This window comes from Aliiroseovarius crassostreae (genome assembly GCF_049803815.1).
Lineage (GTDB): Bacteria > Pseudomonadota > Alphaproteobacteria > Rhodobacterales > Rhodobacteraceae > Aliiroseovarius > Aliiroseovarius crassostreae_A.
Genome location: NZ_JBNAGI010000006.1, coordinates 13,179 through 26,030, shown reverse-complemented (window position 1 = coordinate 26,030; position 12,852 = coordinate 13,179). Strand labels below are relative to the sequence as shown.

At 57.9% G+C, this 12,852-nt stretch carries 11 protein-coding genes; 10 read left to right on the top strand and 1 reads right to left on the bottom strand.

Going from position 1 to position 12,852, the window contains the following annotated elements; translation table 11 throughout:
- Positions 1-3: 3 nt before the first annotated feature.
- Positions 4-1,923 (top strand): helix-turn-helix transcriptional regulator, encoded by a 1,920-nt coding sequence (locus tag ACP15V_RS14435; protein WP_424944424.1) that lies wholly within the window; start codon positions 4-6, stop codon positions 1,921-1,923.
- Between the two features lie 195 nt (positions 1,924-2,118).
- Positions 2,119-2,472: a CBU_0592 family membrane protein gene (locus ACP15V_RS14430; protein ID WP_424944423.1), complete on the top strand. Its 354-nt coding sequence runs from the start codon at positions 2,119-2,121 to the stop codon at positions 2,470-2,472.
- A 142-nt stretch (positions 2,473-2,614) separates the two neighbouring features.
- Here ACP15V_RS14430 and ACP15V_RS14425 read toward each other — a convergent pair whose 3' ends face one another.
- Positions 2,615-4,213: a phosphoenolpyruvate carboxykinase gene (locus ACP15V_RS14425; protein WP_424944422.1), complete on the bottom strand. Its 1,599-nt coding sequence runs from the start codon at positions 4,211-4,213 to the stop codon at positions 2,615-2,617.
- Positions 4,214-4,621: 408 nt separating this feature from the next.
- Here ACP15V_RS14425 and ACP15V_RS14420 point away from each other — a divergent pair, with 408 nt between their 5' ends.
- The 8 genes from ACP15V_RS14420 (at position 4,622) to ACP15V_RS14385 (ending at position 12,623) form a co-directional block, all read left to right on the top strand.
- The gene (locus ACP15V_RS14420) at positions 4,622-5,326 is read left to right on the top strand and encodes a response regulator transcription factor (RefSeq protein ID WP_424944421.1); all 705 of its coding nucleotides are present in this window, start codon (positions 4,622-4,624) and stop codon (positions 5,324-5,326) included.
- 68 nt (positions 5,327-5,394) lie between these two features.
- Positions 5,395-7,089: a sensor N-terminal transmembrane domain-containing protein gene (locus tag ACP15V_RS14415; RefSeq protein ID WP_424944420.1), complete on the top strand. Its 1,695-nt coding sequence runs from the start codon at positions 5,395-5,397 to the stop codon at positions 7,087-7,089.
- Between the two features lie 59 nt (positions 7,090-7,148).
- Positions 7,149-7,577: an HPr kinase/phosphorylase gene (locus tag ACP15V_RS14410; protein ID WP_424944419.1), complete on the top strand. Its 429-nt coding sequence runs from the start codon at positions 7,149-7,151 to the stop codon at positions 7,575-7,577.
- Positions 7,567-8,532, top strand: coding sequence for an RNase adapter RapZ (gene rapZ, locus ACP15V_RS14405; RefSeq protein ID WP_424944418.1), 966 nt, complete (start codon positions 7,567-7,569; stop codon positions 8,530-8,532). The genes ACP15V_RS14410 and rapZ overlap by 11 nt, the downstream gene beginning before the upstream one ends.
- Positions 8,529-8,930 carry a PTS sugar transporter subunit IIA gene (locus ACP15V_RS14400; RefSeq protein ID WP_424944417.1) on the top strand — a complete coding sequence of 134 codons (402 nt, stop codon included), beginning with the start codon at positions 8,529-8,531 and terminating at the stop codon, positions 8,928-8,930. The genes rapZ and ACP15V_RS14400 overlap by 4 nt, the downstream gene beginning before the upstream one ends.
- A complete protein-coding gene (locus tag ACP15V_RS14395) occupies positions 8,927-9,199 on the top strand; it encodes an HPr family phosphocarrier protein (RefSeq protein WP_424944416.1) in 273 nt (90 codons plus the stop codon). Before ACP15V_RS14400 ends, ACP15V_RS14395 begins: the two co-directional genes overlap by 4 nt.
- Before the next feature lie 63 nt (positions 9,200-9,262).
- Positions 9,263-10,159, top strand: coding sequence for a lysophospholipid acyltransferase family protein (locus ACP15V_RS14390; RefSeq protein ID WP_424944415.1), 897 nt, complete (start codon positions 9,263-9,265; stop codon positions 10,157-10,159).
- A 94-nt stretch (positions 10,160-10,253) separates the two neighbouring features.
- Positions 10,254-12,623, top strand: a complete 2,370-nt coding sequence (locus tag ACP15V_RS14385) for a methyl-accepting chemotaxis protein (protein WP_424944414.1) — start codon at positions 10,254-10,256, stop codon at positions 12,621-12,623.
- Positions 12,624-12,852: the final 229 nt, after the last annotated feature.

Genomic DNA, 12,852 nt, shown 5'->3' with positions numbered 1-12,852 from the left:
TTCATGGGACATGACAGATCAAAACCTTTCCCTCGCAAAGATGGGGAAAAAGCCGGGAAAAAAGGCGGCGAAAAAGATGTGGGCCAGGAGGCGGGCACCGACATCCCGTCAGGGGCGGACCCGGCCGTTGCGCCTGATGTCGAACAAGAGGTCGAGCCCGTTCACGATAGTGCGCAACGTCGCGACCGGGTGATCTCTTTGCTCTATGATGTGGCACTGGATCCAGCGCGGTTTGATACGTTGTTGAACGGCTGGGAAGCGGCGATGGCCCCACGTCGAAAACGGGGCGAGGGATTTGCGGATCTCGAACGTGATGAGGCGCTGACCGCGCATTTTGACCGGGCCGACGCGGTGTTGGATAAGGTGGAGAGTTCCGCCACCCCGGACGCACCGCAACTGCCGGATATCTACGAAAATACGGCGGCGTTCATGGTGGATCGCCAGATGCGGATCGTGGCCACAAGTGCGCGGGCGCGGGCGCTGAAGGATCTTGCGCAGGCAAACAGTCTGGCGGAGCTTGGGTTGGAGGCAGGGGATCTGAGCGCGCTTGCCAATGCAGTGGGGCAATTGATTGACCGGTTTGATACCGCCCCCGCTGTTCTTCGGTTGCGACGGGCGGATCACGGGGCCGAGACCGGGCAAACTCGTGGCCAGGGGGTGGTCTTGCATCTGCGGCCACATCTGCAGGACAACGGTCAAAGGCTGGCGATTGTGATTGCGTCCTTTGTGGCGTGGCCTGACGGGTTTGATGCGTTGCTTGGGTCAACTTTCGGCTTGACGGGGGCCGAGGTGGATATCACCCGACAGTTGGTGGATGCCGCAACCCCGCGTGAAATCGCCGAGGCTCGGGGTCGGTCAGTTGATACGGTGCGTGCGCAGATCAAAGCCATTCTCGCCAAGACCGAAGCGCATACGCAGGTGGAATTGGTGCGGTTGATTCTGTCGATGATGAACATGTCGCAACTCAGTGATTCCGAGAAGCGCCCCGGGCCCTACGCGTTCAGCGAAGGCAGTGGCGGTCTGGTGCCCTTGCCCTATCACAGCATCTATGGGGAAGATGGGCGAAAGCTCGATTACCTTACCTTCGGGGATCCGAACGGGGCGCCGATCCTGTATCTGCATCTTGATTACGGTCTGGCCCGCTGGCCTGCGCCCGCCGAACGATGGGCTGCGCAAAACGGGCTGCGGGTCATTGTGCCCGTGCGTGCGGGGTACGGAGGGACCGATCCGGTGCCTGGAAGCGGTGATTTCGCCGCTGTAACCGTAGAAGATCTGCGCGCGGTGTTGCAGGCCGAACGGGTGACACAGGCGGTGGCGCTGAGCGTCGGATCCGATGTGTTTTACGCCTGTCACCTGGAACGCGCTTATCCCGGCAGCCTGTCACATATCATCGCCACGGGCGGTGCCCTGCCCACCACCCGACCAGAGCAGTATGAGCGGATGCACAAGCATTACCGTTTCATTCTGGCCTGCGCCCGCAATACCCCACGGTTCCTGCCCTTCATGGTCAAAGCGGGGTTCCATCTGGCGCGCAAGCTGGGCAAGCGGGCCTATCTGAATGCGGTCTTTGCGGACAGCAAAGGAGATGTGGAAACCTTTGCCGATCCGATGGCCTACGAAGCGCTTGCCATGGGGTCGGAAATTGCCTTGTCAGAGGAACATTCCGCCCATGATGCCTTCAGTCGTCAGGTGATCATGCAGGAAACCCGTGATTGGAGTGACGTGGTGCGGGCGATGGAAAATGGACCACCCATGGTGTTTTTCAACGGCGGCACCGATCCTCAGGTCCCACTGGAAACCCTTGCAGAGTTTCAGGAGGATTACCCCTGGATTGATTTCCGGGTGGATGAGGCGGCGGGTCAGCTGATCTTCTTCAAGAACTGGCCGGAAATCCTGTCGGAAATTGCTTTGCGGGTGAAATAAATCGGTCTTTTAACCAACATTGGGTATGACCCGCTTTGACCACGTGGACAAACTGGGATCAGGTGGCGCGCATATGTTCCTTGAACATTATTTCAAATGAGGACGGCGTCAGCTGATTTTTAGAACACGGGCGGGCCAGGTGCCGGCATTTTAAGCCAATGCCATCGCCGCCTTTATGATCAAGTGATGTTTGAAATGTATTTGATAGAGCAATACGGACACGACGTTGACGTGGCTTTGGTCTGCCGGTCCCTTGGGGTGGTTGGATTTTTGTCTTACATGGCGGGCTATGCGGCGCTTCAACTTAGGATGATTGATGGGGACGGACTGACCTATTCCATAAGCAAAGTGTTGGGAGCAACGCTTGTTTTGATCAGCCTGACCACGGATTTCAACCTGTCCGCAGCGCTTATTCAGGTGTCGTTTTTGGTGATCGGATTGGTGGGGATAGTCATCCGGTTGCGTGGCAGACGGCACCCAAGGCGGCTTGACCGGGTCGCCGACCGGGATCAGGGGATTACCCCCCTGATGCCACAAAAGCTGGTTTGAGACTTCAAGCAAACCATCCATTCTTCCTGACCTGTCCCAGCGCCTGTCGCTAGGATATCAGGCAGAAAAGAAAACCGCCCCGGTGTGAGTGACGGGGCGGTTTTTTTGTTTTCAGATGGTCTGGAAAGGCTTGGCCTTGGGGTTACCCAAGCGCAACGGCCTTCACATCCTCATCAATGTCAGCTTCGTACTGGGTAAAGTTCTTGGCGAACATTTCCACCAGTTTCTGCGCCTGCGCATCATAGGCGCTGGCATCGTCCCAGGTGCGGCGCGGGTCGAGCAGCAGATCTGCAACGCCCGACACTTTCACCGGCACTTCAAAGCCAAAGTTCTCGTCCTTGCGGAATTCCGCATCAGCGAGCGAGCCTTCCAGCGCGGCGGTCAGCAGGGCGCGGGTGGCGCGGATCGGCATCCGCGACCCGGTGCCATAGGCGCCGCCGGTCCAACCGGTGTTGACCAGCCAGCAGGTGGCACCGTGCTTGGCGATCTTGTCACGCAAGAGCGCACCATACTCGGCCGGGCGGCGCGGCATGAAGGGGGCGCCAAAGCAGGTCGAGAAGGTGGGTTCCGGTTCGGTCACGCCTTTCTCGGTGCCGGCCACTTTCGATGTGAAGCCCGAGAGGAAGTGATACATCGCCTGCGCCGGGGTCAGGCGGGCAATCGGAGGCAGAACACCAAACGCATCACAGGTCAGCATGATGATGTTCTTCGGATGCCCCCCAATGGCCGAACTTGACGCGTTCGAGATGTAGTGCAGCGGATAGGCGCAGCGCATGTTGGCGGTCAGGCTGTCATCTTCAAAGTCCAGTTCGAAGGTTTCTTCGTCATAGACCATGTTCTCGATCACGGTGCCGAACTTCTCGGTCGTGGCATAGATTTCCGGTTCGGCCTCCGCCGACAGGTTGATCGTCTTGGCATAACAGCCGCCTTCGAAGTTGAAGGTGCCGGTGTCTGACCAGCCATGTTCATCATCGCCGATCAGCGTGCGGTCAGGGTCAGCCGACAGGGTGGTCTTGCCGGTGCCCGAGAGGCCAAAGAAGATCGCGGTGTCAACCGGGTTGCCCGTGGCATGGTTGGCCGAGCAGTGCATCGGCATGATGCCTTTTTCGGGCAGCATGTAGTTCAGCAGGGTAAAGACCGATTTCTTGTTTTCACCCGCGTATTCCGTGCCGCCGATCAGGATCAGCTTGCGGTCGAAGTTCAGCGCAATCACCGTTTCCGAACGACAGCCGTGACGCTCGGCGTCGGCTTTGAAGGTCGGGCAGTTGATAATGGTGAACTCAGGCTCGAACTCGTCCAGCTCGTCGCGGTCGGGGCGGCGCAGCAGGTGACGGATAAAGAGGTTGTGCCAGGCCAGTTCGGTGACCATACGCACGTCAAGGCGATGGGCAGGATCCGCGCCGCCGAACAGGTCCTGAACGAAGTAATCGCCGCCCTTCATATGTTCCAGCATGTCGTCATACAGCACGTCGAACTTGGCCGGATCCATCGGCGGGTTGTTTTCCCACCAGATATGCGGCTCGACGCTGGGGGTCTTGACGACAAACTTGTCCTTGGGCGAACGGCCCGTGTGTTTGCCCGTCGTGACCAGGAAGGCGCCGCCTTTGCCCAGTTTGCCTTCGTCACGCTTCAGCGCTTCTTCGACAAGGGCCGGCTCCATCAGGTTGTAATAGACATTGCCCAGCCCGGTGATGCCTTGATCGTCCAAGCGGCGTGCCGGGTTTACCCGTCCAGTGGTCATAAAATTTGCTCCTGTCGCCGGTCCGTTACATCCCCGGCGTATCTGTCCACATGAAAGCGCATGGTCTGTCCGGGGGTCTGTCAGGCAGAGGCCCGGCCATGCACGCCACCCTCATGTGAACGAGGGCGGTGAGGGGGCTATAGCATGGCACCGGGAAAAGGGAACAGGTTGGTTTTCGCGAGTTAGCGCAACCAAGCGCCTGTTTGCGCAAACTGTCGCAGGAATGGGCGGAGGTGCCCCTTACGTAAGGTGAGGTATATTCGCCATGATTTTACACTTTTTGTGATTCAATTGATCCCGGATGCTTTGCGATTCGCAGTTCGCGGTTGATTCTCAAGGGCGAAAATCGGATTATGGCGAAAATAAGACAAAGCAAACAATATAACGAGCAGCACAAGGAGACCTCATATGTCGAGGATCGCTCTTGTTGACGACGACCGCAATATTCTGACGTCGGTGTCGATCACACTTGAGGCCGAAGGCTTCGAAGTCGAAACATATAATGATGGTCAGTCCGCGCTGGACGCGTTCACCAAACGCATGCCTGATATGGCGGTGCTGGACATCAAGATGCCCCGAATGGACGGGATGGATCTGCTGCAACGCCTGCGGCAAAAGACATCCTCGCTGCCGGTCATCTTCCTCACCTCGAAAGACGATGAGATTGACGAGGTGCTGGGGCTGCGCATGGGGGCGGATGATTATGTGACCAAGCCGTTTTCCCAGCGCCTGCTGGTGGAACGCATCCGGGCCCTTCTGCGTCGACAAGAAGTCGTGGCGAAGGACGAACAGGGCGATGTTGAGGAAAGCAAGATCCTGGAACGTGGGGATCTGACCATGGATCCGTTGCGCCATGCGGTGAAATGGAAAGGCAATGACGTGTCTTTGACCGTGACCGAGTTCCTGTTGCTGCAGGCGCTGGCCACCCGTCCGGGGTTCGTGAAAAGCCGCGACCAGCTGATGGATGTGGCCTATGATGATCAGGTCTACGTGGATGACCGCACCATCGACAGCCATATCAAACGGCTGCGCAAGAAAATGCGAACTGCGGATCAGGATTTCTCGGCCATCGAAACCCTTTACGGAATCGGTTACCGGTATAACGAAGAATAAAGCCACGATATGGGCCCCATCAGGGCCCTTCGCTGCACTGCCTGGGGCGACGGAAACTGGAGAAAACCTTGCGCGATACCAAATCAACATCCAGCTCTGATGTCGTGATCGGCGAAGACTGGGTTGGCCCGCAAAGCAAGCTGGAAACCGAGCTGCGCGACCGGCGTGCGCGGCGCGGGCTGATCTCGATCAACCGCTCTCCGCTGGCCCGCAAGATCATCACTTTCAATCTGCTGGGGCTTCTGGTTCTGGTGCTGGGGGTGCTCTATCTGAACCCGTTTCGTGACAGCCTGGTCTTGCAGCGCGAACGCGGGCTGGTGGTTGAGGCTGAACTGATTGCCGATGTGTTCGAGGCGCAGCTGACAGGCGATGCCACTTTGACCGAGGGGGTGGATATTGCGGCCACCCTATCGGGGCTTAGCCTGCCAGAGGGTGTGCAAGTCTTTGTTTTCGATGGTGAAGAAGCGCTTATGGGCAGCTCTGTGGGGCAGCCCCGCGCGATGCCGGCGCCGGTCAACGGGCTGCAACCCGAAGGCAATTCCACCATCATCACCGATATGCTGAACAACCTGTGGGAAGGGGTCTCGTCGATCCTGTCCGGCAAAGGAGACAGCAGCACGCCCTTGGATCGCGAAGCAATTGTGCGCGATCTTCTGACGGCCACGCTGGGCGGCTCGACCCAGGTGGCGCCGGGGGTTGAAAGCGAAGGGGGCACGGTGTTTTCCGTTGCCACGCCAATCCTGAAAAACGGCACTGCTGTTGGGGCGCTGGCGCTGTCCTCTGCAGCAGGAGAGCTTGATCTTCTGGTACGCAATGAACGTGAACAACTGCTGCAGATGTTCGTGATCGCCATTCTGGTTTCCATCGGTCTGAGCCTGCTTCTGGCCTCAACCATCGCAAACCCGCTGGCGGATCTGGCCACCGCGGCCGAGCTGGGCCGGGACAAAAACGCCAAAAAGGTCAATCCGGGCCGGGTGCGTATTCCGGATCTGTCCGGTCGCCCGGACGAGATTGGTCGCCTGTCAGGCGCGCTGCGCAGCATGGTCGCCGCGCTTTACGACCGGATCGACAGCAACGAACAATTTGCCGCCGATGTGGCGCATGAAATCAAGAACCCTCTGGCCTCTTTGCGCTCTGCCATCGGCACGCTGCGCTTGGCGAAAAAGGATGAACATCGCACCCGTCTTCTGGATGTGATTGACCATGACGTGCGCCGTCTGGATCGATTGGTCAGCGATATTTCCAACGCCTCACGGCTGGATAGCGAGCTGGTGAAGGAAGAGGAAGAAGCGTTCAACCTTCTGAAAATGCTTGGAAACCTGACCGAGTACCTGGGGGGGGAAGCAAATGATAAAGGTGTGGATTTCATCACCGATATGCCGCCCAAGCCGATTGTGATCCACGGGCTTGAAGCGCGATTGGCGCAGGTCTTCGTGAATCTGATCACCAATGCGCTCAGCTTCTGCGAAGAAGGCGACGCCATTCGACTTTGGGTGCGCAAACGCGACAATCGGGTGCTGGTGGTGGTCGAAGACACCGGACCGGGCATTCCGGATCAGGCGCTGACCAAAGTGTTCAAACGGTTCTATTCGGAACGGCCCGAAAATCAGTTCGGGAATAATTCCGGGCTGGGGCTGGCCATCTCGAAACAGATTGTCGAAGCCCATGGCGGCGTGATCTGGGCTGAAAACATTCGCCCGACGGATGCAGATGTGACATCCGAACCGCTGGGGGCCCGCTTTGTTGTTGGTCTGCCGGTGTGAGCGGCAAATCGGACGAGATATCAAAAAAACAACCTGATTCTGATGGGGCAGTTTTACCCATGGACGCGCATGGGTTTGTGCATGCCACAACCGTGGCCATCGACGGACGGGGGGTGATGCTGATTGGCCCCTCCGGGACGGGAAAGTCATCCCTTGCGCTGCAGCTGATTGGTCTCGGCGCGAGGTTGGTGGCCGATGATCGCACCCATGTTGCTGCCACAAAGGATGCACCCATGGCCTATGCGCCGACGCAGATGGTGGGTCTGATCGAAGCCCGCGGTGTCGGGCTGTTGCGTGTGCCGCATGTGCCGTCGGCCCCGGTCGGCCTTGTGGTGGATATGGCGCAGGTCGAACCGGAACGTCTGCCCCCCCCGCGCCCAGTCACTTTTGTGGCAAATCAACCCGTTAAGACGCTTTGGCGGGTTGACGCCCCCGCCTTTCCCAGTGCCTTATTTTATTTGATGAAACTTGGCGGGCATGACCACTAACATGGATGATCTTGAACTCAGCGCAACTACCCCAAGGGTTGTTCTGGTCACCGGGCAGTCGGGGGCCGGGCGCAGCACCACGGTCCGGGTGTTGGAAGATATCGGCTATGAGGTGATCGACAACCTGCCCCTGTCGCTTGTGACGCGGGTTTTGACCGGCCCTGCGCTGACCCACCCCATTGCGCTGGGGGTGGATGTGCGCAACCGGGATTTCTCGACCGAGGCGATGCTTGATCTGATCGAAACCCTGCGGGAGGATCCCCGGTATCGGATGGAGCTTCTCTATCTCGATTGTTCGCAGGACGTGCTGGTGCGGCGCTATTCGGAAACCCGCCGCCGCCACCCATTGGCCCCATCGGAAACCCCGGTGGACGGCATCGTGCGCGAGGCACAGCTGCTGGAACCGGTACGGGGCCGGGCCGATATCCTGATCGATACCACCGACCTGTCCCCACATGAGCTGAAAGAAGAACTGTTGCGCTGGCTTTCTGTGTCGGGCAGTGAACAACTGGCGGTCTCCGTGCATTCCTTCAGCTACAAGCGCGGCGTGCCGCGGGGGCTTGATCTGGTGTTTGACGCGCGCTTTTTGCGCAACCCGCATTGGGAACCGGAGCTGCGGGCCTTGAACGGGCAAGACAGGGCAGTGGCCGAGTATGTTTCTGAAGATGAACGATTTTTCCCGTTTTTCGACCGTGTGAATGATCTGGTTGAATTTTTGCTCCCTGCCTATGGGGACGAAGGGAAATCGCATCTGGCCATCGGGTTTGGCTGTACCGGCGGCAAACATCGATCCGTTGCCTTGACGGAAAGACTGGCAAAGGCCCTTGCACATAAGGGCTGGCAGGTGTCAATTAGACATCGGGAATTGGAGCGCCGTCTGGCCGGACAGCATCAGGAACAGATGCCGGGACCGGTGCGCGAGCAGGCGCAGGATGAAACGGGGAAAGAGGCGTGATCGGAATTGTGATCGTCGCACATGGTGGATTGGCCGGTGAATATCTGGCCGCGGTGGAACATGTCGTGGGCCGCCAGACGGGTGTGATTGCCATATCCACCACGGCCGAGCTGGACCGCGCCGCCAAGCAAAACGAGATCTGCGCCGCCGCCGACCAGGTGGATGGTGGCGATGGCGTGGTTGTTGTGGTCGATATGTTTGGCGGGTCGCCCTCCAACCTGTCCCTGCCGGCCTGCTGCAAGGATGACAGGCGCATCCTTTACGGGGCCAATCTGCCGATGCTGGTCAAACTGGCAAAATCGCGCCACCTCCCGGTCGAGCGCGCCACTGAAATGGCCCTGACCGCAGGGCGCAAGTATATTGATTGCATCAACACGGGGCAGGAGAGATCAGCATGAGCAACAGCCGCGTTCTGGAGATCATTAACGTCAAGGGCCTGCACGCCCGTGCGTCGGCCAAGTTTGTGGAAACCGTGGAAGCCCATGATGCTCATGCCCGCGTCGAAAAAGACGGGCTGGAAGCCGAAGGGGACAGCATCATGGGTCTTTTGATGCTGGCGGCCTCGCAAGGCACGGCTATTCAGGTGGAAACCTCGGGGCCAGATGCTGCGAAATTGATGGATGCGCTGGACGCTCTTGTTGCTGACAAATTCGGCGAAGGCATGTAAGCCGGGCAGGTAATTGCGAACGGGCCCAAAGATCGGGTCTTCAAGACTGGGCGTGTAAATTTGGTGCAAACGGATGTAACCCAAGCGCAGGATGGCGAAACCGGGAATGTGGCCTATAACCACTATGACCGGCGCAGCCTGACCTATGCGAACAGTTTCAACAATCCTGTGCAATCCGCGATCATCAAGATGATGGAGTGGATGACCGGCAAGCTGACCATCCTGCGCATGGTGCGCAAGATCGAAAAGCAGGGTGCGCCAAAAGGGCAAGCGTTCTGGAAGGCCTGCCTGGACGTGATGGGCATTCCGATCCAGACCCCGGATGCCGAACTTGAAAACATTCCGCTGGAGGGCCCCGTGGTGGTTGTGGCCAATCACCCGCATGGTCTTGTTGATGGTATGATCCTGGCCGAACTGATCGGCCGGCGCCGCAATGATTATCGCATTCTGACCCGGTCGGTTTTGGACGGGATTGATGAGGTGGCCTCCAGCTACATGATCCCGGTGCCCTTTGTGCATGACCCGGAAGCCCAGAAAAAGATGGTGGCCATGCGGGCGGAAACCATGTCCTGGCTGAAGCAGGGCGGGCTGGTGACGCTGTTTCCATCCGGTGTGGTGGCCTCTAGCGAGACCTTGTTGGGACCCGCGGTCGAGCAGGAATGGAACGTGTTTACCGCACAGCTTATCCGCCGGTCCGGCGCGCGCGTTGTGCCGATCTATTTTCCGGGGTCAAATTCGCGCTGGTATCAGATGGCGAACCGCATTTCAGCCACGATGCGTCAGGGCTTGTTGCTGCATGAGATCGTAAACAGCTGTAACAAACCACAACGCCCCGTCGTGGGGAAGGCGTTGAACGATGACCAGATGGCCCTGCTGGCCAGCGATCCACGCGGGTTCATGGCTTGGCTGCGTGACCATACATTGAGTTTGAAAATGTCTTCGGAAACGTCTGATCATTAAAGAAATTGTCAGATTTGTGAACTAGGGACGGGGCGTGTACTCATTTTTGGGGGGCGCTGCCATTATGCTCTTTTCTCGAATTCGCGACATCAGGGTGTCTCGCGCGATCTACATCGTCCCGATATTTCCGTTGATCATTGCTGTTGTCTTGTCGGCCATCCACATCGCAGGACAGCTGCGCGAAGTGAGGCAGCTGGATGATTTACAACGGCTTGTTTCCCCGGTGACGTTGTTGTCGCAGGCCGTGCATGAACAGCAAAAAGAACGGGGCGCCACCGCGGTTTTTCTTGCGTCCAAAGGGGCGGAATTCAAATCGGAGCTGGCCGCGCAACGGGCAGAAACCGACACGCGCCATGCCAAGATTCTGGCGTTCATCAACAGCAATGATCTAAGCGAAGTGGATGAATTTTTCTGGAGCCGTTTCAGGGACCTACAGATCTCATTTGCCAACATACAGGCGCTTCGCAGAAACGTGGATACGCTTGAAGTTGCGACAAAGTCGGCGATTGCCCGATACACGGTGCTGAACACCGATATGTTAGAGATGATCCAACATGTGGCGTTGATCAGTGAAAACAAGAGGGTCGCAGACGGCACCTCTGCCTTTGTAAACTTCCTTAAGGGCAAAGAGCAGGCAGGGATCGAACGGGCCGTGGGGGCGGGCGGGTATGCCGTCGGAGCCTTCACACTCGATCAGATCACCCGTCTGACGGAACTGATTGCAACTCAATCTGTTCATTTTGAGAACTTCCTTACCACAGCCTCGGTCGAACAGGGGGATGCCTATCGCAGATTGCTCGGGCAGCCAGCAGTGCAAGAGGTGGCAAAACTGAGGGAACTGGCCTTAGAAAATGGCCTCGAAGGCAACCTCAAGCCCTATACAGGCAAAGATTTTTTCTCGGCACAGACCAAGCGCATCAACCTTCTCAAAGACCTTGAAAATGAGGTTTCCGTCGAACTGGTCACCGTGATGGGGCAGGAAAAAGCCATTGCCACCACTCGGCTGACCACCTTTGTTGTGCTCTCCGTTTTGGCTGGCCTGTTGGCCGTGGCGCTTTCGATGAGTTTTGCGCGTTCGATTCGGCGCGGATTTGGTCAGGTTGTTCTTGCCGCCCGTGAATTGGCGGATGGGAACCTGGAACATCAGATCCCGGCCATGGGCGCCAATGAGTTTGGCGAAGTGTCCAAGGCCCTGGAAGTGTTTCGGGAAAACAGTCTGGAACGCCAGAAAATGCGGGCGCAAGAGGAAGCGGCGCGTGAAGAGCGTGCCGCCGCCCGCCGGGCCGAACAGGAACGTGAGGCTGAACTGGCGCGCCAGGAGGCCGACAGGGAACGGCAGTTGGCGAAAGAGCGCGAAGTGCGGCGTGTTCGTGACAATCAGATCGCAGAGCAAATTTCTACGGTCGTGTCGGCCTGTGCGCGAGGCGAATTTGATCAGCGCCTTCATCTGGAAAACGAAGAAGGGATACTCGCTGAAATCGGTGATGGGCTGAATCAGGTCTGCAACGTGACCGAAGACGGATTGAAGCAAGTACATCAAGCGCTTGCAACCTTGGCGCATGGTGACCTTACCTTCCAGATGGACGGCGATTTCAAGGGGGTCTTTGGTGAAATCCAGCAGCAAGTCAATCAATCGATCATGAGCCTTTCCCATAGCTTTGGCCGTGTCCGTGACAGCGGAAGCATGATCAACGGATCGACCCAGGAAATTGCCGGGGCCGCGCAGGATCTTGCCGCGCGCACTGAAAAGGCTGCAGCAACGCTCGAAGAAACCGCGACCGCAATCAAAACCCTGTCTGAATCTGTCGGCAGCACCGCACAGCTTGCGTCTGAGGTGAGCAATGCAGCCAATTCGGTCGACAGCGAAGTCAACGATGGCAATAAACTTGTGCAGCGCACGGTTGCGGCCATCCGGGAAGTGCAAAAATCCTCTGGTGCAATCGGTGCAGCCATTCGGCTGATCGACGACATCACCTTTCAAACCAACCTTCTGGCGCTCAACGCGGGGGTGGAAGCCGCACGAGCAGGTGAGGCCGGGCGTGGTTTTGCCGTGGTTGCGTCAGAGGTGCGCGACCTGGCAGCCCGATCGGCTGATACCGCGAAGGAAATTTCCGCTCTGGTCGGCCGGAGCGAAGGTGAAGTCGACCGCGGGGTTTTGCTTGTCACGCAAACCGGAGAGGCCCTGCAATCCATTTCCGGTTCCGTCTCTGGCATTGTCAGACGGATTGAAGAAATCGCCAAAGCGGCAGCGGATCAATCCGACAGCATTAATGAAATCACATCCGCCACAGACCACCTGGATCAGGTGACACAACAAAATGCGGCAATGTTTGAGGAGGCCAGCGCCAGCGCCGTTTCCCTTCGGGTGGAGACTGAAAATCTGGAAAATGTGATCGCCGCCTTCAAACTTGCCGAAGATAAGATGGATGCGGAATTCAACGAGCACCGGGATAAAGTGGCCTGATGTACGCGGGGAAACGAGGGACATGGTCCGTCATTTCCTGCCCAAGACAGACGAACCGATTGACGTGGACGTGCGCCGGCAATGCCGAATGTGGGGCAGTTGATCAGGTACAAAGATGCGCTATTTGTGCAGCCTGATGTGCCTTGAGCGTGGTGGACCACGCATTCAATGGGGTGGAGTTTTGATGGCTGTCAGGACCGTGGAAAGCAATTGGGCGATGATCACCGTC

Excerpts from the sequence above, each read along its gene's own strand:
- ACP15V_RS14435 (WP_424944424.1), top strand. The coding sequence starts at position 4 with ATGGGACATGACAGATCAAAACCTTTCCCTCGCAAAGATGGGGAAAAA.
- ACP15V_RS14430 (WP_424944423.1), top strand. The coding sequence starts at position 2,119 with ATGTATTTGATAGAGCAATACGGACACGACGTTGACGTGGCTTTGGTC.
- ACP15V_RS14425 (WP_424944422.1), bottom strand. The coding sequence starts at position 4,213 with ATGACCACTGGACGGGTAAACCCGGCACGCCGCTTGGACGATCAAGGC.
- ACP15V_RS14420 (WP_424944421.1), top strand. The coding sequence starts at position 4,622 with ATGTCGAGGATCGCTCTTGTTGACGACGACCGCAATATTCTGACGTCG.
- ACP15V_RS14410 (WP_424944419.1), top strand. The coding sequence starts at position 7,149 with ATGGACGCGCATGGGTTTGTGCATGCCACAACCGTGGCCATCGACGGA.
- rapZ (WP_424944418.1), top strand. The coding sequence starts at position 7,567 with ATGACCACTAACATGGATGATCTTGAACTCAGCGCAACTACCCCAAGG.
- ACP15V_RS14395 (WP_424944416.1), top strand. The coding sequence starts at position 8,927 with ATGAGCAACAGCCGCGTTCTGGAGATCATTAACGTCAAGGGCCTGCAC.